This is a genomic window from Streptomyces sp. NPDC021115 (genome assembly GCF_044333065.1).
Taxonomy (GTDB): domain Bacteria; phylum Actinomycetota; class Actinomycetes; order Streptomycetales; family Streptomycetaceae; genus Streptomyces.
In genome coordinates this window covers 48,559-69,884 of sequence record NZ_JBIRQF010000014.1, presented here as the reverse complement: position 1 = coordinate 69,884, position 21,326 = coordinate 48,559, and the positions used below count along the sequence as shown (strand labels likewise).

The following is a 21,326-nucleotide window of genomic DNA, read 5'->3' as shown; positions in this document are numbered from 1 at the left end:
GCCACGACCCCCGACGGCTCCGACGGCCCTCCGCACCCAACCCGACGCGGGGCGAAGGCCGTTCGGCGGAGCGGTGGACACGGCCGTGATCTGGGACGACGCACCCACGGTGCCGTCCGTCAGCCCGCCTCCGGGACCCAGGCGGGGAGCGGCTCGGTGCGCTCCTGCCATCCGCGGGGCGGTGCGCCACGGGAGCCGGACGCGACCACTCCGCCGACGATCGCGCAGGTGGTGTCCACGTCCCCGCCTGCCTGTGCGGTCGTCCAGAACGCGTCCTCGAAGGAGTCCAGGTGCCGGGCCGCGGCCCACAGCGCGAAGGGCACGGTGTCGTGGGCGCTGGTGCGGCGGCCGCATCCCAGCACCGCGGCGACGGTACCGGCGTCCGCGTAGTCCAGCATGTCGCGGGCGCGCCGCAGCCCCGCCTGGACCGCGCTGCGCGGGACGGCCTCGATCACCCGGTCCAGCAGGGCTTCCGGGCCGCCGGGGCCCTCCGGGCCGGCCACCACGGCCGCCGCGGCGGCCACCGCCATCGCGCCCGCCACGGCCTCCCGGTGCTGGTGCGTGGTGTACGCGGAGATCTCCGCCTGATGCGTCGCCTGCTCCACGTCGCCCGCGTACCAGGCACCCAGCGGGGCGATCCGCATGGCGGCACCGTTACCCCAGGAACCCTGTCCCTGGAACAGCCCGGCGGCCAGATCGCGCCAGTCGCCGCCCTTCCTGACCAGCCGGAGCATCCGGTTCACGGCGGGGCCGTACCCCCGGTCGAAGTCATGGCGCTCGGCGAAGGACCAGGCAAGGGCGTCCTGGTCGATCCGGCCGTGCTCGGCGAGGACGGCCAGCACGGAGCAGCCCATCTCGGTGTCGTCGGTCCACTGCCAGGGGGCGGGCGGCAGTTCGCGGCGCTTGAGGAAGGGATAGTTGGCGGGTACGAAGAACTGGGAGCCGAGGGCATCGCCCACGGACAGCCCGCGCAGGCTCGCCAGAGCCCGGTGGTAACGGTCAGCGGTCATCGCTGGGCACTCTAACCGGTGAGCCCGTAGGGCTCGGGTGTGCACCAGCGCTCAAAGGGGCGGTCGAGGTGGTAGCGGCCGTCGGAGCCCAGCAGCAGCATCCGCGTCTCGGCGTTGTCCGGATTGGACAGGGACTCGAATTCGGCCACGCTCCAGTGCAGCCAGCGCATGCAGAACAGCCTCATGGTCAGCCCGTGGGTGACCAGCAGGACGTTCGGCGGATGCGCAGGGTCCTCGAAACTGCGCCACAGGCTCTCCAGGAACGCGTCCACCCGGTCGTAGACATCGGCCCCGGACTCGCCCTGCGCGAAGCGGTAGAAGAAGTGCCCGTAGGCGTCGCGGTACGCCTTCTGCTTCCGCACGTCCTCGCGGTCCTGCCAGTTCCCCCAGTCCTGCTCGCGCAGCCGCGGCTCCTCCCTGACCCGGGTGCGGGACGGATCAAGGCCGAGCAGCTCCAGGGTCTGATGGGTGCGCCGGTACGGCGACACATAGACCGATACGCGCTCGTCGGCGAAGGTGGCACGGAGCCGGACGCCCGCCTCCTGCGCCTGCCGCCGCCCCGTCTCGGTCAGCTTCAGGGCATGGTCGGGCACGCGCTCGTACACCGAGTCATCGGCGTTCCCCTCCGATTCGCCGTGCCGTATGAGGATGATGCGCCGGGGTCGTGCCATGCCGCCCACCCTAGATCGGGCGCTCGGCGAGCGCCTCGCTCCCCTCCTCCACCACCGGACAGCCATGCGACCACTCCCCCGCCACCGCTGCAAACACAACTAAAGTTGCATTACCCTCGGAGTTGGCACACGAAACCGCACTCACGCAACCAGAGGCGCACTTGTCCGAAGATCGCGCAGCCCCCACCCCGGGCACCGTCCGCCCCGGCGGGCGCACCGCGCGCACCCGCGCCGCGGTCCGCGACGCCGTGCTCTCCGGCCTCGCCGAGCACGGCTACCCGGGCCTGACGGTCGAGTACGTCGCCGAACACTCCGGCGTCCACAAGACGACGGTCTACCGGCGCTGGGGCAGCGTCGAGGGGCTGGTGGCCGACGCGCTACAGCTCGCCGGGGAGGCTGCCTGGGCGCCTCCCGACACCGGCAGCCTCGAAGGTGATCTGCGGGCCCTGGCCCGCGAGGTGACCGAGTCATTCGGCGACGCACCGGCCGCGGCCGCGCCGACCGCCTTCGTCGCCGCCGCGCTCCAGTCCCGGCGCGCCGCGGAGGCGCTCCATGACTTCTACGCCGAGCGGTTCGCCCGGTGTGAACCCGTGGTGGCGCGGGCCGTCGAGCGCGGCGAGGCGCCCGTCGGCACCGACGCCGGGGCGGTCGTCCGGGCCGTGTCCGCCCCGCTGTTCCTCCGGGCCCTGATCACCCGCGAGCCGCTCGGCACACCGCTCGCCGACCAGTCGGCGGCAGCCGTCGCGGCCGCCGTGCGGGCCGGGGCATACCTCCCGGTGCGGTGACGATTCCGATGCGCGGGGCCGGAGCCGCAGCCGGGCGCGGTCGCGCCCTCAGACCGTCCAGGCGGACTCGACGCCCACCACATCGCCGGCTATCGCGGCCACGTCCGCCTCCGTCTGAGCACGCAGGCCCAGCCGCTCCACCCGCTCCACCCGGTACTTCCCGTGCTCGGCGGCCGAGTCCCACATCGACAGCACGAGGAACTCGTTCCCCGGCGCCTCGCCGAAGACCCCGCGCAGCATGCCGGGCGACCCGGCCATCGCCGGATTCCACACTTTCTCCTGCACCAGCGTGAAGTGATCCACCCGGTCCGCGTGCACACGGCAGTGCGCGACCCGCAGCACGTCCGCGTCGTTGAACCGGGGCTGGAAACCGACCTTCACATCGAAGCGATACTCAAAGAGCCGGACCTGCATGTTCCGGTACGTGCCCGACTGCGCGGCCGCCAGCCGATTGTGCGACCGCGCCATGAAGGAGTCGTAGAACGCCCGGCTCTCCCAGAACGCGAAGATGTGCGCCACGTTCGGCCGCCCCCGGCTCCAGCCACCGCCCTGCCCCCGGAATCCCGGCTCACCGGGCATCCCCGCCCACTTCCGCTGCCCCCGCTCGAACCCCGGGCGGTCCACCACGGTGCAGCGAATCCACTTGACCAGCACCGCGCCATCCTACGGCCACGACGGTGGCCCGCATCACACAGCGAACCGTCCGTGGTCAGCGCCGCCTGCGGCCCGTCCCCGGCCCCGGAACAGGGTGCCCCACCCCGGCGCCCGGCATTCCGGCACCGGGACCCGCGAGCCGCATACCCGGGGTCGGCGCACACGCCGCTTGCAGCTGCTGGCCGCCGGGCAGGGGCGCGTACCAGGCGCTTCCGTACAGAACGTTGCTGAGCCCGGACAGCAGCCGTTGCACATCGGGCTCCGACCGCACCACCAGCCGCATGAACTGGCTGCTGCTGCCGAGCTTGTTGCCGCACTCGCGGACCAGCACGCCGTGTTCGGCCAGCAGCCGGTCCCGCACCTGCACGCCGTTCGCGCCCTCGGGCAGTTTCACGAACACGAAGTTGCCCTGCGAGGGGAAGACGGTCATTCCCGGCAGACACCCCAGCTGCGCGATCATCTCCTGCCGGTCGCGAGCGAGCATCCGCAGGCTCATCTCGTAGTCCTGCTGATGGTCCTTGAGCATGAAGACGATGATCTCGGCAAAGGAATTGAGGTTCCACTTCGGCAGCCTGGAGCGGATCTTCCCGGCGAGTGAGGGATTCGCCACCAGGTAGCCGAAACGCACGCCGTGCAGGCCGAAGTTCTTTCCCAGGCTGCGCAGCACGACGGTGTTCGGGCGCACCACGGCCTCGTCGACAACGCTCGGCCAGGGGCCCGCCTCGGGGTCGGCGAACTCCAGGAAGGACTCGTCGATGACGACCAGATCGAGGTCCGCGAGGGAGTCCATGAACGATATGACGGCGTCGCGGGAGAGGAGACCGCCGTCGGGATTGTTGGGATTGCAGATGACGGCGGTGCGCGACCCCCGCTGCCGTATGAAGGACACGAAGGCATCGGGGTCGAGGGCGAAGCCCTGGCGCTCAGGCAGCCGGAACATGTCCACGCGCTTGCCGGTCTCCTCCGGCTGGTCCGTCCACCGGCCGAAGGTGGGGATCGGCACGGCCAGGCTGTCCTTGACCAGCAAATGGTCGATCCAGGTGATGAGTTCCGTCGAGCCGTTGCCCATCGCCATGGTCTGCGGCTGGAGATCGAGCAGATGCGCCAGTTCAGCGGTGATCGCATCGGCGGAGCTGGGGTAATAAGTGAGGATGTCCCGCAGCATGGCCGACAACTCGTCGAACATACCGGGGGTCGGGAAGTAGGGATTGCAGGGGATGCAGAAATCCACGATGTCCTGTCCGCCGCCCGAAACTCCCGCGCGATTCAGCATGAAGTACGACGGACTGTGGTTGGTGCCCCGGAAAAGCTGTGCGGCATTACCCGTGTTGCCGATGGCGGCGACAGTCACAGCAAGACCTCCTCGGTCACATGGGCCGTGCTGGGCACGACGTACGGCTCCGCTTGCACAGAGCGTCGCGCACGAGCCACCGCCAGTCGGGGCGTTGCTGAATTTCATGGTGCGTATGAGAAGTCGAGTGACAGGAGATACAGGAACCGCTACAGTCCGCTCGACTTCCGCCCACCGCACGCACGCCAGCGGGGCGCGGCCCGAAGGCCACGCCCCGCGTCGAAGGTCACCCGTCAGGGCTGACGATCAGCTGCAACCGCTCGTCGAGCCGCAGCCCTCGCACAGGTAGCAGCTGCCCGCGCGGCGCATCTTGGTGCCGCAGGAGAAGCACAGCGGCGCGTCGGCGTTCAGCCCCAGCTGGATCTCGACCAGCTCGGTCGAGCTGTGAGCCTGCTTCGGGGCCGACGTCTCGGACTGGGACGCGGTCGTGGTGGCCTTCGGGGCCTCCAGACGGCGCGGCGCCGACTGGGCCAGGCCCTCGACGTCGACGTCGTCGTCCTCGGACGCCTCGTAGGAACCGGTCTCCAGGTGACGCTGGCGCTCCTCGGCGGAGTGGATACCGAGCGCCGACCGGGTCTCGAACGGCAGGAAGTCCAGCGCCAGCCGGCGGAAGATGTAGTCGACGATCGACTGGGCCATCCGCACGTCCGGGTCGTCCGTCATACCGGCCGGCTCGAAGCGCATGTTGGTGAACTTCGAGACGTACGTCTCCAGGGGCACCCCGTACTGGAGGCCGACCGAGACGGCGATGGAGAAGGCGTCCATCATGCCCGCGAGGGTCGAGCCCTGCTTGGACATCTTCAGGAAGACCTCGCCGAGCCCGTCGTCCGGGTAGGAGTTCGCCGTCATGTAGCCCTCGGCGCCGCCGACCGTGAAGGAGGTCGTGATGCCGGGACGGCCCTTGGGCAGGCGCTTGCGGACCGGGCGGTACTCGACGACCTTCTCGACCTCCGGCTCGGCCTGCTCCGCCGCCTTCTCCTCCTTCTTCTTGGCGGAGAGCGGCTGGCCGACCTTGCAGTTGTCGCGGTAGATCGCCAGAGCCTTGAGGCCCAGCTTCCAGCCCTCGAAGTAGATCTCCTCGATCTCCTCGACGGCGGCCGACTCCGGCATGTTGACCGTCTTGGAGATCGCGCCGGACAGGAACGGCTGGGCGGCGGCCATCATCCGCACGTGGCCCATCGGCGAGATGGAACGATCGCCCATCGCGCAGTCGAAGACCTCGTAGTGCTCGAGCCTCAGCCCCGGTGCGTCGATCACATTGCCGTGCTCGGCGATGTGGGCGACGATCGCCTCGACCTGCTCCGGCTGGTAGCCGAGCCGCTTGAGGGCCTTCGGGACCGTGTTGTTCACGATCTGCATCGAGCCGCCGCCGACGAGCTTCTTGAACTTCACCAGCGCCAGGTCCGGCTCGACGCCCGTGGTGTCGCAGTCCATCATCAGGCCGATGGTGCCGGTGGGGGCGAGCACCGACGCCTGGGCGTTGCGGAAGCCGCTCTTCTCGCCGAGGCGCAGCACGTCCTGCCATGCCTCGGTGGCCGCCGCCCAGACCGGGGTGTCCAGGTCGTCCATGCGCCTGGCGATGGCGTTGGCGTCCGAGTGCTGCTTCATGACGCGCTTGTGGGCGTCCGCGTTGCGGGCGTAGCCGTCGTACGGACCGACGACGGCCGCCAGCTCGGCGGAGCGCTTGTACGAGGTGCCGGTCATCAGGGAGGTGATGGCTCCGGCCAGGGCCCGGCCGCCGTCACTGTCGTAGGCGTGACCGGTGGCCATCAGCAGGGCGCCGAGGTTGGCGTAGCCGATGCCCAGCTGACGGAAGGCGCGAGTCGTCTCGCCGATCTTCTCGGTGGGGAAGTCAGCAAAGCAGATGGAGATGTCCATCGCGGTGATGACCAGCTCGACGACCTTGGCGAAGCGCTCCGCGTCGAAGCGCTGGTTGCCCGCGTCGTCGTCCTCCAGGAACTTCATGAGGTTGAGCGAGGCCAGGTTGCACGAGGAGTTGTCCAGGTGCATGTACTCGCTGCACGGGTTGGAGGCGGTGATCCGGCCCGACTCCGGCGAGGTGTGCCAGTGGTTGATCGTGTCGTCGTACTGGATGCCCGGGTCGGCGCAGGCCCAGGCCGCCTCGGCCATCTTGCGGAAGAGCGACTTGGCGTCGATCTCCTCGATGGGCTCACCGTTCAGGCGGCTGCGCAGGCCGAACTGCGAGCCGGACTCCACGGCCTTCATGAACGTGTCGTTCACCCGGACCGAGTTGTTGGCGTTCTGGTACTGGACGGACGTGATGTCGTCGCCGCCCAGGTCCATGTCGAAGCCCGCGTCGCGCAGGGCGCGGATCTTCTCCTCCTCCTTGACCTTGGTCTCGATGAACGCCTCGACGTCCGGGTGGTCGACGTCGAGCACGACCATCTTGGCGGCCCGGCGGGTCGCACCGCCCGACTTGATCGTGCCGGCGGAGGCGTCGGCACCGCGCATGAAGGAGACGGGCCCGGAGGCGTTGCCACCGGAGGAGAGCAGTTCCTTGGAGGAGCGGATGCGGGAGAGGTTCAGGCCGGCGCCGGAACCGCCCTTGAAGATCATCCCCTCTTCCTTGTACCAGTCCAGGATCGACTCCATGGAGTCGTCGACGGAGAGGATGAAGCAGGCGCTGACCTGCTGCGGCTGCTTGGTGCCGACGTTGAACCACACGGGCGAGTTGAAGCTGAAGACCTGGTGCAGCAGCGCGTACGTGAGCTCGTGGTCGAAGATCTCGGCGTCTTCGGGGGAGGCGAAGTAGCCGTTGGCCTCGCCGGACGTGCGGTAGGTGCTCACCACCCGGTCGATGAGCTGCTTCAGGCTCGCTTCGCGGCTCGGGGAACCGACCGCGCCGCGGAAGTACTTGCTCGTGACGATGTTGACCGCGTTCACCGACCAGAAGTCGGGGAACTCCACGCCGCGCTGTTCGAAGTTGACCGACCCGTCACGCCAGTTGGTCATGACGACGTCACGACGCTCCCAGACCACCTCGTCGTACGGGTGCACGCCGGGGGTGGTGTGGACGCGCTCGATACGCAGGCCCTTGTTCTTGCTTCCCTTGGAGCGGGAGCCTCGTGCGGGGCCGCTCGTCGTCTCTGTCATTCCGCCTCCCTGTACGGGCGAAAACGCCCTGATGTGCCCATTTCTTCCCAGGCACGGTGTGTCTGTCTTTCACCCGGAGACGCGATGCACCCCGGGCAGTCTTCGGCCACCGGTCAGTCGGTGGCAGTGGCGGGCGCGGGGGCCTCCGCGGCCCCGTCGGCGCCGGACCCGCGGTCGTGCGCGGGAGGCCGTTGCTGGTCACGCAGCTCCGCGACCGCGGCCTCGAAGTCCTCGAGCGAGTCGAAGGCGCGGTAGACGGAGGCGAAGCGGAGGTAGGCGACGAGGTCCAGCTCCTGGAGCGGACCGAGTATGGCGAGCCCCACGTCATGGGTGGACAGCTCGGCGCTGCCGGTGGCCCGTACGGCCTCCTCCACGCGCTGGCCGAGCTTGGCGAGGGCGTCCTCGGTGACGGGACGGCCCTGGCATGCCTTGCGGACCCCGGAGATGACCTTGTCGCGGCTGAAGGGCTCGGTGACCCCGCTCCGCTTGATCACCATCAGTGACGCGGTCTCCACGGTCGTGAAGCGGCGCGAACAATCGGGGCACTGGCGGCGCCTGCGGATCGAGCAGCCGTCGTCCGTGGTCCGGCTGTCGACGACGCGGCTGTCGGGGTGCCTGCAGAAGGGGCAGTGCATGACTCCGTACCCTCCCTCACCCTCAAAAACGGCGCATGACTGACAAGCCCCGACCGGCCGCGCGGGCCCGTCGAAGCGACCACAAGCATAGGCGAAGATCTCGGCAATGAATCACCAGGGACCACAAGCTGTGGGTGACTGAAACCCATCTAACCACTAGATCTGGGGTCTGGCACTCAACCGCACCGGATGGCGTGTCACGGCTCGGGAGCAGGCACGAGACTACGCGAACCCCACTGGTCCCGGATCCACAGGGACCGGAGTGCAAGACTGAGGCCCGCCGCCGGACACGCCCCGAACTCGCCGCCGGACCCTCCCCTCAGCGCGCGCCACAACCGCCCTATACACCCAAGCCTGTGATCACGTCAGCTCATCTGGGATATTTCACTCGAACGTGTGTTTGGCGCAACCTTTCGAAAGCAACTACCGTTGTCCAACTAGGGAGAACATCTCGAGAGGGGCCGTCGTGACCACCACCGCAGAGAGCGCCACCGTTACCGCCCAGGAGCGCTCCCAGAGCCGACTCGAACAGACACACGCGATGAATCAGACTCACGCGATCAACGACGCGAGCACGAACCCGGAGGGGCAGAAGGCGACCCGATCACTACCAGGGCGACCTCCAGGCATCCGGGCGGACAGCTCCGGGCTGACCGACCGGCAGCGCCGCGTCATCGAGGTCATCCGCGACTCTGTGCAGCGGCGCGGCTACCCCCCGTCCATGCGGGAGATCGGCCAGGCGGTGGGCCTCTCCAGCACCTCGTCTGTCGCCCATCAGCTGATGGCCCTGGAGCGCAAGGGCTTCCTGCGGCGTGACCCCCACCGGCCCCGGGCCTACGAGGTCCGCGGCTCGGACCAGCCGAGCACGCAGCCGACGGACACCACCGGCAAGCCCGCCGCCTCCTACGTTCCGCTGGTCGGCCGGATCGCGGCCGGTGGGCCGATCCTCGCCGAGGAGTCGGTCGAGGATGTCTTCCCCCTCCCCCGCCAGCTGGTCGGCGACGGTGAGCTGTTCGTCCTGAAGGTGGTCGGCGACTCCATGATCGAGGCCGCCATCTGCGACGGGGACTGGGTCACGGTGCGCCGCCAGCCGGTCGCCGAGAACGGTGACATCGTCGCCGCGATGCTCGACGGCGAGGCGACGGTGAAGCGCTTCAAGCGCGAGGACGGCCATGTCTGGCTGCTCCCGCACAACGCCGCGTACCAGCCGATCCCCGGTGACGAGGCGACCATTCTGGGCAAGGTCGTCGCAGTGCTGCGGCGCGTCTGAGCCGACGGACCGAGGCGCGCCGACAGCGCGCCCAACGACCGGGCCCCGGGACCACTGCGCCGGTTCCGGGGCCCTGCTGTGCGCTCTCCCGCTACGCTCCGTCGGCCTTGGCCGCCGCGTCGATCGCTGCCAGGGAGCGGCGCACCTGGTTGCGATCGGTCGTGTACCAGAAGTCCGGCATGGTCTTCCGCAGGAACGAGCCGTAGCGGGCCCGCTCGACCCGCGGGTCCAGCACGGCGACGATGCCGCGGTCCCCGGAGGCGCGCACGAGCCGGCCCGCGCCCTGTGCCATCAACAGGGCGGCGTGCGTGGCCGCGACCGCCATGAATCCATTGCCACCGGCCTCCTCCACGGCCTTCTGGCGAGCGCTCATCAGCGGGTCGTCGGGGCGTGGGAAGGGCACCCGGTCCATGACCACCAGCTGACAGCTCGGGCCCGGCACATCCACGCCCTGCCACAGCGACAGGGTGCCGAACAGGCAGGTCCTGGCATCGGCGGCGAACGCCCGGATCAGCTCGCCGAGGGTCTCCTCGCCCTGGAGCAGGATGGGCATGTCGAGCCGCCCACGCAGCTCCTCCGCGGCGGCCTGGGCGGCACGCATGGACGAGAACAGCCCGAGCGTGCGCCCGCCCGCTGCCTCCACCAGCTCGGCCAGCTCATCCAGCATGTCGCCGCGGCTGCCCTCGCGGCCGGGCTGGGCGAGATACTTGGCGACGTAGAGAATTCCCTGCTTCGCGTAGTCGAAGGGCGAGCCGACATCGAGCCCCTGCCAGCGCGGAGCGGACTCCTCACTGCCGCCCTCGGGGTCCTGCGGGCTCTCGGGAGAGAGGCCGAGCGACGCGGCCACACCGTTGAAGTCCCCACCGATCTTGAGGGTGGCGGAGGTGAGGATCACCGAGCGGTCCTCGAACAGCTTCTCGCGCAGCAGGCCGGACACGGAGAGCGGGGCGACGCGCAGCGAGGCACCGAAACGGTCGTGCCGCTCGTACCAGACCACATCGAACTCGGAGGCTTCCACGACCCGCTCCGCCACCTGGTGGATGTTCTCCACCGCGCCCAGGGCCTGCTTGCGGACGGCGTCCTCGTCCTGAACCGAGGCGTCGCGGGTGGCACCCAGCGCGGAGATCACCGTGCGGGCCGCGTCACGCAACGCCATCAGGGCATAGCTCAGATCCTCGGGGATGGTCTCGAGGCGGCCGGGCAGGGCCAGCTCCATGATCCGCTCGAAGCTCTCCGAGGCGGTCTGGAGATCGTCGGCCGCCTTCTCGTTCACCAGCTTGGCGGCGCGCCGCACGGCCCGGTTGACCTGGCCGGGAGTGAGCTCACCGCTGGCGACGCCGGTGACGCGGGAGACCAGCTCATGCGCCTCGTCGACGATCAGCACCTCGTGGCTGGGCAGAACCGGGGCGCCCTCGATGGCGTCGATGGCGAGCAGCGCGTGGTTGGTGACGACGACCTCGGCGAGCTTGGCGCGCTCACGGGCGGCCTCGGCGAAGCACTCGGCGCCATACGCGCACTTGGACGCGCCGAGGCATTCGCGGGAGGTGACCGACACCTGGGACCAGGCGCGGTCGGAGACCCCGGGGGTCAGATCGTCGCGGTCGCCCGTCTCGGTCTCGTCGGACCAGTCGCGCAGCCGCATCAGGTCCTTGCCCAGCTTGCTGGTGGGCGTGGCCGCCTCGAAGGGGTCGAACAGCCCGGCCTCGTCGGCGTCGTCCTGCGGCACCCCTTCGTGGAGGCGGTGCAGGCACAGGTAGTTGGACCGGCCCTTGAGCATGGCGAACTCGGGGCGGCGGCGCAGCAGCGGATGCAGCGCGTCGACCGTACGCGGCAGATCGCGCTCGACGAGCTGGCGCTGGAGGGCGAGGGTCGCCGTGGCGATGACGACGGGCTCGCCGTGGGCGAGGGCGGGCACCAGATAGCCGAGCGACTTTCCGGTGCCGGTACCGGCCTGGACCAGCAGATGGGAGTTGTCGTCGATCACCTCGGCCACGGCTTCGGCCATGGCTGTCTGACCAGGGCGTTCGGTGCCGCCGACGGCGGTTACGGCAGCGTGCAGCAGATCTGCGAGTTGAGGCGAGGACGTGTCAGTCATAGGGCTGCCAGCCTACGCGGCGGCACCGACATCACTCCCGCTGCCGGTCGTATCACCCTCCGTCGAGGGAACGCCCGGCATCGGCGGAACCTGGACGGGCCGAGCGGTGTATCCCAGGTAAAGGCGGCGATCGGAGGCCGCCGCGGAGCACAGGGGGTCACGGTGGATCACAGCACATGGCGCAGGGCGCGCTCGCGCAGTATCAGCGCCGCGCGTTTCCCGGCGAGATCCACCTCGGCGGAGAAGCGGAATCCGGCGCCGAGGAAGGCCGCGACGGAGGGGGTGTTGCGCAGATCGGGTTCGGCCACGACGCGCGCACAGGACGGGCGGTGTTCGAGCACGAGATCGGCCGCGGCGCGCAGCAGGGTCGTGCCGAGTCCTTGGCCACGGTCGCTGACGCGGCCGATGAGCAAGTGGATGCCGGTGTCGTGCGGCCGGGCCGGGTAGTGCCGGGCGAGCGGGTCGAGGTCCGCGCGATAGACCTCCCAGTAGCTCATGGGGACGCCGTCCAGCACTCCCAGGCAGGGCACGCTTCGGCCGTCGCCGTCGAGCTGGCCGCCGAGGTGGCTGGCCGTGAGGTCGTCCGGGCCGTCGAGTTCCCAGAAGGCGGCCACGGCGGGGTCGTTCATCCATCGGGCGATGAGCCGCAGGTCGCGCCCGATGCGGACCGGGACCAGCTGGAAGGCCCCGACCGGGGTGCTGGTGGGCCCCCATTCGGCGATGCGGTCAAGCAGGTCGGGGCGGCTGTCGAGCTCCGGACCGGTCAGCTGGTTCTCGGGAATGCGCGCGGCGTCTTCTTCCCGACGCATCCGCATGTCGATGGTGTCGTCGGTGCTGGAGTCGGAGTGCGACACGGCGACGCTCTCCTCTCATGGGTCTCAGACGCGCCGTGAAGGGCGTGATCGGCGGGGTGAACGGATGTCATGCGGTGGAAGCGGCGCATGTGACAAGGGGGTTGGCGATGGTGACGTAGACGGACTGGGTGTCGACCGGCCCGACGAGTTCGTCCAGGCCGCGCAGGCGGGTCAGCAGATTGGCCTTGCAACGCAGCGTGGGCGTCTCGAGGAGGCGGGCGGGCAACCGCGAGCGGAGCTCGCCGGAGCCGGACGCGGCGTCGGCGAGGAAGCGGCGGAACGCGGCCAGCAGCACACGCTCGTCGGCGAGCCGCTGCGCCCCGAACGCCCCGATCAGGCCGAGGACGTTGTTGACGCCGAGGTAGTAGGCGAAGCGCTCATCGGTGACCTCGTCGGACACGAAGGTGTCGCTGTGCCCGCCGATGCCGGGCAGCCGCCGCTGGAGATCGTCGTACCGGGACTCACGGAAGTAGTAGCCCTGGTTGTCCCGGTAGCGGCCCCCGACCGGCCAGCCGTCCGGGTCCAGCAGCACCAGGGTGTTCTGCTGATGTGCCTCCAGAGCGATGCCCGCCTCTCCGTCCAGCCAGAGCACGGGGCGTACGACCGTGTGCAGATAGCGCAGGAACCACTCGGCGCTGACGGCCGCGATGGAGCGGCCGGTGCGGGCGGCGAGCCGGGCGACGAGATGGGCCAGGCGTGAGCGCATCACGGGCTGTCCCGGCCAGGGCCGGAGCGAGAGGAGCCCGGCGACGCAGACGGCGTCGTCGCCCGGGCCGAACGGGTTGTGCCGGATGACGACGTCGAGCCCGGTCAGCGGCTCGCCGTCCGGCCCGTTCACCGCGAGCCAGGCCGGGTCACGGACGATGTCGAAGCCGGGGAATCCGGGGAAGGCGGCCCGCCACTGCTCGGCCAGCCCGCTGCGGAGCAGCCGGTGCACCTCGACACCGCGGCGAAGCTCCTTGCGGAGGTTCTCGCGGCGGGAGTTGGTGATCCGCAACCCGAGGGAGAGCTTGAGCATCGCGGGCGCGCCGGGTCGGTAGACGGTGCGAACCGAGGAGGTGGGGTGCCAGGGTCCGCCCGCCGGGCCCAGGTCGTGCAGCATGCCCGCGTCGAACAGCGCGGTGACGGCCGGGCGGTGCCGGATCTCGTGGGCCTGCCAGGGGTGCAGGGGCAAGGGTACGGAGCCGGAGGGCAGTTGAAGACCACTGCCCGCGAGAGAGAGGGCCAGCCTCTCGGCCGGGACGGTTCTGCCGCGTTCGGTCCAGGCCGACTCGCAGGCGAGCACGGACGGGTCGACGGCGAACCAGTGCAGGGGGAAGGAGCCACGCGATTCCGGTGAGCACACAGGTGACGCGGCATCGGAGAGACCTTCGCGGCTCTTCGGAGTGGGATGAAGGGGGTGACCGAGAAGGAGAGACTGTTCGGCGCTGAGAAAGGGGGTACCGACGCCGGGGTCGGCGGGCATGGCCCTGCGGTGGGCGAGGAATTGGGCGGTGCGTCGTACGGAGTCCGCGACCCGGCCGATGAGTTCGGAGGCCTCCGCATCGGTCTCGTCCTGCCGGGCTGCGTACGCCGCCTCCCGGGTGAGCAGCGCCGCGAGGGCCACCGCGCCGACGGCGGGGGCGTCCCAGGGGCCGTGTTCCAGCACCGGTGCGCCGAAGCGGTGCCAGCCAGTGGCCGACCAGTAGCGCACGGGCACCTGGAGGGAGGTGCCGGTCGCGGCGAGAGGGATGCGCAGGGTGTCGCCGTCCGGGGGCCCTGCCGCGGTCTCCCGCACCCAGCAGCGCAGCAGGTTCTCGACCGTGGCGGCGTCGGCCGCGAGCTGCGGATCGGGATGGTCGAGCGGATCCCACCCGGCGGTGGGAATGGGGACCTCGGGCATGTCGGGCACGTCGTGACCGCTGTGGTCCTGCCGCGGTACCGGGGCCGCCACGGCCAGGGGCGGCGGCTCGGCGGAGGCTGCCGCCGACGCTGCGAGGGCCGTGGGCTGGGGCGGCGCGGGCCGGGCCGGTACGCCCTGCGGTGTGCCCTGGGTTGGTGCGCTCTGGGGCGGCGCGGGCTGCGGCCGCGCGGGCGGGGCTGGCACGGCCTTAGGCGGCGCGGGCGGGGCTGGTGTGGGCTGGAGTCCGGGGGTCTCCCCTGGGGCCATGGCCATGGGCGGCGGGGGCACGAGCGGCCCGGCTGGGGGTGCTGCCGACTCGGGCGGTGGAACCGCGGGCCCGGGCGATGCCGCCGTCGGGTGTGACGCCCGGCGCTGCGGCTCCACCGGCGGGGCCGCAGGTGCGCGTCCCGCCGTCGTCTCGGCGGTGGCCGTCGGCGCGGAGGGCCCGGTGGGCGCGCCGGGCGGTACCTCACCTCGGGCTTGTGGGTGCCCAGTGGCCGGGGTGCGGGCCGTCCGGTCGCTCATGGCGCCGTCCTCCGGGTCCGGCTGGGGATACAGGGGGGCTCGCCCAGGGGAGTGCGGCATGGTGGATGTGGCGCTCGTGTCACGGCCTTCGCACCGTGAGCCTGGCGCCTGCCTCCTTCGATGGTGCGGTGGTGGTGCGGTCCTACGGCCGCGGGGCGCGTCACCGGCGGACTCCGGTGAAGGGCGGGGCGGATGGCGGGAGTTCATGGGCGGCGCGGGCGCCGAGAGTCCGGATCGCGGCGTCCAGGGCGTCGGCGAGCCGGTCCAGCACGGCTTCGGCCTGCTCGTCGGTGATGGTCAGCGGAGGAAGGAGGCGGATCACGGCGGAGTGGCGACCGCCGAGTTCGACGATCAGGCCGCGGTGCAGGCACTCCCGTTGTACGGCGGCCGCCAGCATCGGGGCGACGGGACGGGCGGCGGCACCCGTGTCCGTGTGCCCAGCGGTACGGCCGTCCGCACCGGCGAAGGCACCGGTCGTCACAGCGGCGGTGTCGGCCGGGGGCTCGGGGTGCCCAGGGCCGGGGTCCGGCTCCGCCGGGTCGACCAGCTCGAGGCCGATCATGAGGCCGCGGCCTCGGACGTCTCCGATGTGGGGCCACTGCGCGGCGAGGGCGCGCAGCCGCGTCAGCATCCGCTCACCGACGACCGCGGCCCGCCGCGCGAGGCCGTTCTCGCGGACGTACGCCAGGGTGGCCGCGCCCGCCGCCATCGCCAGCTGGTTGCCCCGAAAGGTGCCCGCGTGGGCGCCGGGCCGCCAGGCGTCCAGCTCCTCCCGGTAGACCACCACGGCCAGCGGCAGGCTGCCGCCGATGGCCTTCGACAGCACCATCACATCGGGCACCACACCGCTGTGCCCGACCGCCCAGAAGGAACCGGTGCGCCCCACGCCGGTCTGCACCTCGTCCGCGATGAGCGGGATGCCGCGGGCCGCGGTGATCTCCCGCATCCGGCGCAGCCAGCCGTCGGGGGCGGGGATCACCCCGCCCTCGCCCTGTACCGGTTCGAGGATCATTCCCGCCGGTGCGCCCGCCCCGCCCTTCGGGTCGTCCAGCACCAGTTCGGTCCAGCGCGCCGCGAGGTCCGCGCCGCGCTCGCCGCCCACCCCGAACGGGCAGCGGTAGTCGTAGGGGAAGGGCAGCCGGGTCACGCTCACCGCGGGGGCTCCAGCGCCGCCGACGCTGCCGGAGGCGGCCAGCGCGACTGCCGTCATCCCGTGGTAGGCCCCGGAGAAGGCCAGCAGGCCGTCTCGCCCGGTGGCGGTCCGCACCAGCTTGAGTGCGGCTTCGACGGCGTCCGTGCCCGCGGGCCCGCAGAACTGCACGCGTGCGCGCGCCGCGAGTTCGGGCGGCAGCGTGGCGAACAGCTCGTCCGTGAAGGCGTCCTTGACCGGCGTGGCCAGGTCCAGGACCTGGAGCGGGGCCCCGGAGTCCAGGACGGTACGGATCGCTTCCAGCACCACCGGATGGTTGTGCCCGAGCGCCAGCGACCCGGCTCCGGAGAGGCAGTCGAGGTAGCGGCGGCCGTCGGCGCCCTCGATCGTCATCCCCCGGGCGCGCACCGGGACGATGGGCAGCGACCGGGCGTAGGTGCGGGCGGCCGACTCCCGCAGCGACTGGCGCCGCAGGATGCCCGGAGCGTCCCCGCCGGACCCGTCGCCGTCCGGCACGACGGGCGGTGAGGGATCCGGCGTCATCGACGGGAGCTGGGTCATGGCCACGGCTCACGGTCCTCTCGCTGCTGAACGCCTCCGGCTGTCCCCCGTACGTACCAACGACGGGTCGGGCCCGGGATCACGGGCCCGACCGAAGATCCTTGGCGCCGGGAACCAAGGACCCGCCCGTAGCCGTCGTAGGCGGCACCGGCATAGTTGGGGGTTCACCCCGCTGTCGGGGGGAGCATGACAATTCCGGACGGGCCGTGAAGCAGTTCAGAACATCAGGGGGAGTTCCGCCCATGCCTTTCAAACGCCGACCCGCGCTCGCCACGGCGGCCGTCGCCGCGGTGCTGGCGCTCACCGCCACCGCGTGCGGATCGTCGGACGACTCGGCCGATGCCAAGCCGTCCGCGTCGTCGGCCCAGCAGGGCGCGGACGACATCAAGCTGCCCGACAACCTCAACGACAAGCTGAAGAACCTCGGCGTCGATCTGGACCAGTGGAAGAACGGCGCCTGGAACAAGTGGGACCGGGACGACTGGCTCCGCGAGGCGGGCGACTTCATCAACCCGATCATCAAGGGGCTGTGGAAGCCGGACCGGATGCGGGATGCCCAGGAGCCGGATGAGCAGGTCGACGACAGCGACATCGCTGACGACCAGGGCGTGACCGACCCCGATCCGCAGCCGGTGAAGGCCAAGGAGGTCGGCAGCCCGTACAGCTCCCGCGTGCCCTACGCGGGCAAGGTCTTCTTCGACGGCCCCGAGGGGTCGATGGTCTGCTCCGCGACCGTGGTCGAGGACCCCGCCCACCCCGGGAAGTCCAACATGGTCTGGACGGCGGGCCACTGCGTCCACGCGGGCAAGGGCGGCGGCTGGTACAAGAACCTGATGTTCGTGCCCTCGTACAACGACTCCGGCAAGTCGGCGGCCGCGCTGGAGAACGCCACCCGGGAAGAGCTCGCCCCCAAGGGCGTCTGGTGGGCCGACTGGGCGCAGACCTCGTCCCAGTGGATCGACAGCGGCGCGGCCACGGGCGGCAAGGGCGCACCGTACGACTTCGCGGTCATGCACGTGAAGCCGGAGGTCAGCGGCGGCAAGTCGCTGGAGGAGACGGTCGGCGGCGCGCTGCCGGTCGACTTCAACGCCCCGGCCGTGAAGTCCATAGACCAGATCACGGCCACCGGCTACCCGGCGGCCCCGCCGTTCGACGGCCAGAAGATGAACCAGTGCGCCGACAAGCCGGGCAGGCTGTCGCTGGAAGCCAAGCAGCCGACCATGTACCGCATCGGCTGCACGATGACGGCCGGTTCGTCCGGCGGCGGCTGGGTCGCGAACGGTGCGGACGGCAAGCCCGCGCTGGTCTCCAACACCTCGATCGGCCCGTCCAACGCCACCTGGCTGGCGGGCCCCCATCTGGGCCCCGAGGCCAAGGGCGTCTACAACGCGGTCAGCAAGAAGTTCGCGGGGCAGTAGTCACCCGCGGTCAGCAACGGCGAAGGCCCGCTCCCGGAATGGGGGCGGGCCTTCGCTGTGAGCCTTCCTACTGGCGTGCGCCTGCCGCGGCCGGGACGAACCGGCGCAGCTCCGCCGCCAGCTCCTCGTGCACCCGCGCCTTGAGCAGCGTGCCCTCCGGGGTGTGCTCCTCGGAGAGCACCTCACCGTCGGCATGCGTACGCGAGACCAGCTTGCCCTCGGTGTACGGCACCAGGGCCTCGATCTCGACCTGCGGCCGGGGCAGCTCGTTGTCGATCACCGCGAGCAGGTCGTCGATGCCCTGACCGGAGCGGGCGGAGACTGCCATCGCGCTCCGCTCCATGCGCAGCAGGCGCTGGAGCACGAGCGGATCGGCCTTGTCCGCCTTGTTGATGACCACGATCTCGGGCACGTCGACCGCACTCACGTCGCGGATCACCTCGCGCACCGCCGCCAGCTGCTCCTCCGGCGCCGGATGCGAACCGTCCACCACATGGAGGATCAGATCGGCGTCGCCGACCTCTTCCATCGTGGAACGGAACGCCTCGACCAGGTGGTGCGGCAGATGGCGGACGAAGCCGACGGTGTCCGCCAGCGTGTACAGCCGCCCGCTGGGCGTCTCGGCCCGGCGCACGGTCGGGTCCAGGGTGGCGAACAGCGCGTTCTCCACCAGCACGCCCGCGCCGGTGAGCCGGTTGAGCAGCGAGGACTTCCCCGCGTTGGTGTATCCGGCGATGGCGACCGAAGGGACTTTGTGGCGCCTGCGCTCCTGCCGCTTGATGTCGCGGCCGGTCTTCATCTCGGCGATCTCGCGGCGCATCTTCGCCATCTTCTCGCGGATGCGGCGCCGGTCCGTCTCGATCTTGGTCTCACCGGGACCACGGGTGGCCATACCGCCGCCCGACGATCCGGAGCCACCGCCACCCATCTGGCGGGACAGCGACTGACCCCAGCCTCGCAGCCGCGGCAGCATGTACTGCATCTGGGCGAGCGAGACCTGCGCCTTACCCTCGCGGGACTTGGCGTGCTGGGCGAAGATGTCGAGGATCAGGGCGGTGCGGTCGACCACCTTGACCTTGACGACGTCCTCGAGATGGATCAGCTGGCCGGGACTCAGCTCACCGTCGCAGACGACGGTGTCGGCACCGGACTCGATCACGATGTCGCGCAGTTCCTCGGCCTTGCCGGAGCCGATGTATGTCGCGGGGTCGGGCTTGTTGCGACGCTGGATGACGCCGTCGAGCACCACGGCGCCCGCGGTCTCCGCGAGCGCGGCCAGCTCGGCGAGGGAGTTGTCCGCGTCCTGCGCCGTGCCGGTCGTCCAGACGCCGACCAGCACCACGCGCTCCAGCCGCAGCTGCCGGTACTCGACCTCGGTGACGTCCTCGAGCTCGGTGGAGAGCCCCGCGACACGCCGCAGCGCGGCGCGGTCCGAGCGGTCGTACTGGTCGCCGTCACGCTCCCCGTCGATCTCGTGACTCCAGGCGACGTCCTCTTCCATCAGGGCGTCGGCCCGAAGGCTCTCGGCGAGGCGCTGCCGGTCCTGCGGAAGGGAAGAGGAGTGGGTCAAAGGAATCCTTACGTCGAGGGACATCGTCACTGTCGACAACGTACGACGGGCCCGTGGGATTCCCCACGCTCCGGCCGCGGCGCCGACCCCTCGATGGTCGCACGCGGCGGCGGGGCAGTCACTCGGGTTTCACGGTATGGCGCGTCGCGGGGCCGTGCGGGGCGGAGCGGTCGGCGGGCCTGACACCCGGCTTCGCGCCCGGCTCCTTCGCCCCCGGCTCGGCGCTCGCCTTCGCGCCCGGCCTGGCGTCCGGCTCCGGGGCGGGCTTCCAGTCGGGGTGCCCGGGCATCTTCGGTGTCTTCTCCCCGTACAGCCAGGGCCGCAGGAAGTCGTTCAGGTCCCGGCCCGCCACCTCCGAGGCCAGCCGGACGAAGTCGGCGGTCGAGGCCACGCCGTCACGGTTGCGGACCACCCACTCCCGCTCCAGCCGCTCGAAGTCCGCCCGGCCGATCCGCTCCCGCAGCGCGTACAGGATCAGCGCGCTGCCGTCGTAGACGATCGGGCGGAAGAGCCCGATCTGCTTGCCGGGCTCGGCGGGCCTGGGCGCGGCGGGCGGCCCTCCGGCGGCGCGCCAGGCGTCGGACTGCTCGTAGGCCAGCCGCATCCGCCGCTCCAGGCTCGCCTTGCCGTACTGCTCCGCGTACAGCGCCTCGTACCAGGTGGCATGGCCCTCGTTGAGCCACAGGTCGGACCAGCGGCGCGGGCTGACGCTGTCGCCGAACCACTGGTGCGCCAGTTCGTGCAGCATGATCGATTCCACGTACCACCGCGGGAACCCGTCGTCGGTGAACAGACCGCGCTCGAAGAGCGAGAGCGTCTGGGTCTCCAGCTCGAAGCCCGTGGTGGCGTGGGAGATCAGCACGCCGTAGTCCTCGAAGGGGTACGGCCCGGCCTTCTTCTCCATCCAGGCCAACTGCCCGGGAGTGCGCGCGAGCCACTTCTCGAGCTTCTTGCGGTCCGCGGCGGGCACCACGTCCCGCACCGGCAGCCCGTGCGGACCGGTGCGGTGGAGCACGGCGGACCGGCCGATGGAGACCTGCGCCAGCTCGGTGGCCATGGGGTGGGCGAGCTGGTACGTCCAGGTGGTGCGCGCCCCCTCGCGGACGCGCCCGGCCGGAAGACCACCGGCGACGACCGTGAGGTTTTCCGGCGCGGTGATCCGGAAGGTGAAGCGCGCCTTGTCGGACGGATGGTCGTTGCACGGGAAGACCCGGTGGGCGGCGTCGGCCTGGTTGGCCATGGCCAGCCCGTCCCGGGTGCGGACCCAGCCGCCGCTCGCGCCGTCCCCCGGGTCGCTGGTGTGCCGGACGGTGACCCGGAAGTCGGCGCCCCGCTCGATCCTGGTGCGCGGGGTGATGACCAGGTCCTCGCCCGCGGTGACGAACGCGGCGGGCGCGCCGTCGACCCGTACGGAGCGCACGGTGCCCTGGGTGAAGTCCAGGTTGAGGGTGCGCAGTCCGGCGGTGGCCCGGGCGTCGATGGTGGTGACGGCGTCCAGCGGCCGGTCGGCGCGGCGGTAGTCCAGGGCGATGTCGTACGCCGTGACGTCGTACCCGGGGTTGCCGAGCTGCGGGTAGAGCGGGTCGCCGATGCCCAGCGGCCGCGGGCCCGCGGCACTCCCCGGCCCGGCGGCGGACGACGGGCCGACCGAGGCGAGCACGGCGGCCAGGGCGACGGCCACGAGGGCGGTCCTGCGGCGCCCCGTCCGCGGAAGAGGCCCGGCCATCCGCGCGAGGGGAGCGGCCATCCGCGGAGGGGGCCCGGAGCCGGGGCCCTGAGAG

14 protein-coding genes and 1 pseudogene are annotated in these 21,326 nt (G+C 71.1%); 3 read left to right on the top strand and 12 right to left on the bottom strand.

Annotated elements, in window-relative coordinates; translation table 11 throughout:
• Nucleotides 1-119 precede the first annotated feature (119 nt).
• Both ACH4TL_RS32755 and ACH4TL_RS32750 read right to left on the bottom strand, forming a co-directional pair.
• The gene (locus ACH4TL_RS32755) at nucleotides 120-1,010 is read right to left on the bottom strand and encodes an ADP-ribosylglycohydrolase family protein (protein ID WP_398323592.1); all 891 of its coding nucleotides are present in this window, start codon (nucleotides 1,008-1,010) and stop codon (nucleotides 120-122) included.
• An 11-nt stretch (nucleotides 1,011-1,021) separates the two neighbouring features.
• Nucleotides 1,022-1,681: a histidine phosphatase family protein gene (locus ACH4TL_RS32750; protein WP_398323594.1), complete on the bottom strand. Its 660-nt coding sequence runs from the start codon at nucleotides 1,679-1,681 to the stop codon at nucleotides 1,022-1,024.
• Nucleotides 1,682-1,842: 161 nt separating this feature from the next.
• On the opposite strand from ACH4TL_RS32750, the gene ACH4TL_RS32745 reads away from it, so the two are divergent.
• A complete protein-coding gene (locus ACH4TL_RS32745; RefSeq protein WP_398323596.1) occupies nucleotides 1,843-2,466 on the top strand; it encodes a TetR/AcrR family transcriptional regulator in 624 nt (207 codons plus the stop codon).
• A gap of 48 nt (nucleotides 2,467-2,514) precedes the next feature.
• Here ACH4TL_RS32745 and ACH4TL_RS32740 read toward each other — a convergent pair whose 3' ends face one another.
• The 4 genes and pseudogenes from ACH4TL_RS32740 to nrdR form a co-directional block, all read right to left on the bottom strand.
• Nucleotides 2,515-3,120, bottom strand: a complete 606-nt coding sequence (locus ACH4TL_RS32740; protein WP_398323598.1) for a YdbC family protein — start codon at nucleotides 3,118-3,120, stop codon at nucleotides 2,515-2,517.
• Nucleotides 3,121-3,190: 70 nt separating this feature from the next.
• Nucleotides 3,191-4,393, bottom strand: a pseudogene (locus ACH4TL_RS32735) (pyridoxal phosphate-dependent aminotransferase); the annotation flags it as partial.
• Nucleotides 4,394-4,717: 324 nt separating this feature from the next.
• Nucleotides 4,718-7,585: a vitamin B12-dependent ribonucleotide reductase gene (locus ACH4TL_RS32730; RefSeq protein ID WP_398323600.1), complete on the bottom strand. Its 2,868-nt coding sequence runs from the start codon at nucleotides 7,583-7,585 to the stop codon at nucleotides 4,718-4,720.
• 113 nt (nucleotides 7,586-7,698) lie between these two features.
• Nucleotides 7,699-8,220, bottom strand: a complete 522-nt coding sequence (gene nrdR, locus ACH4TL_RS32725; RefSeq protein ID WP_398323602.1) for a transcriptional regulator NrdR — start codon at nucleotides 8,218-8,220, stop codon at nucleotides 7,699-7,701.
• A 466-nt stretch (nucleotides 8,221-8,686) separates the two neighbouring features.
• Here nrdR and lexA point away from each other — a divergent pair, with 466 nt between their 5' ends.
• Nucleotides 8,687-9,490: a transcriptional repressor LexA gene (gene lexA / locus ACH4TL_RS32720; RefSeq protein ID WP_398323604.1), complete on the top strand. Its 804-nt coding sequence runs from the start codon at nucleotides 8,687-8,689 to the stop codon at nucleotides 9,488-9,490.
• A 91-nt stretch (nucleotides 9,491-9,581) separates the two neighbouring features.
• Here the strand turns inward: lexA and ACH4TL_RS32715 are convergent, their stop codons facing one another.
• From ACH4TL_RS32715 to ACH4TL_RS32700, 4 genes are all read right to left on the bottom strand, one after another.
• Nucleotides 9,582-11,585, bottom strand: a complete 2,004-nt coding sequence (locus ACH4TL_RS32715; protein WP_398323606.1) for an ATP-dependent DNA helicase — start codon at nucleotides 11,583-11,585, stop codon at nucleotides 9,582-9,584.
• Between the two features lie 167 nt (nucleotides 11,586-11,752).
• On the bottom strand, nucleotides 11,753-12,439 hold the full coding sequence (locus ACH4TL_RS32710) for a GNAT family N-acetyltransferase (protein ID WP_398323608.1): 687 nt from the start codon (nucleotides 12,437-12,439) through the stop codon (nucleotides 11,753-11,755).
• A gap of 67 nt (nucleotides 12,440-12,506) precedes the next feature.
• The gene (locus tag ACH4TL_RS32705; protein ID WP_398323610.1) at nucleotides 12,507-14,525 is read right to left on the bottom strand and encodes an IucA/IucC family protein; all 2,019 of its coding nucleotides are present in this window, start codon (nucleotides 14,523-14,525) and stop codon (nucleotides 12,507-12,509) included.
• Between the two features lie 481 nt (nucleotides 14,526-15,006).
• Entirely contained in the window at nucleotides 15,007-16,539 is a 1,533-nt protein-coding gene (locus ACH4TL_RS32700; protein WP_398323708.1) for a diaminobutyrate--2-oxoglutarate transaminase family protein, read from the bottom strand.
• A gap of 260 nt (nucleotides 16,540-16,799) precedes the next feature.
• Between ACH4TL_RS32700 and ACH4TL_RS32695 the strand changes: the two genes are divergently transcribed.
• Nucleotides 16,800-17,975 carry a trypsin-like serine peptidase gene (locus tag ACH4TL_RS32695; protein ID WP_398323612.1) on the top strand — a complete coding sequence of 392 codons (1,176 nt, stop codon included), beginning with the start codon at nucleotides 16,800-16,802 and terminating at the stop codon, nucleotides 17,973-17,975.
• Between the two features lie 67 nt (nucleotides 17,976-18,042).
• Here ACH4TL_RS32695 and hflX read toward each other — a convergent pair whose 3' ends face one another.
• Nucleotides 18,043-19,545: a GTPase HflX gene (gene hflX, locus ACH4TL_RS32690; RefSeq protein WP_398323614.1), complete on the bottom strand. Its 1,503-nt coding sequence runs from the start codon at nucleotides 19,543-19,545 to the stop codon at nucleotides 18,043-18,045.
• 118 nt (nucleotides 19,546-19,663) lie between these two features.
• Entirely contained in the window at nucleotides 19,664-21,292 is a 1,629-nt protein-coding gene (locus tag ACH4TL_RS32685; protein ID WP_398323616.1) for a M1 family metallopeptidase, read from the bottom strand.
• Between the last annotated feature and the right edge of the window lie 34 nt (nucleotides 21,293-21,326).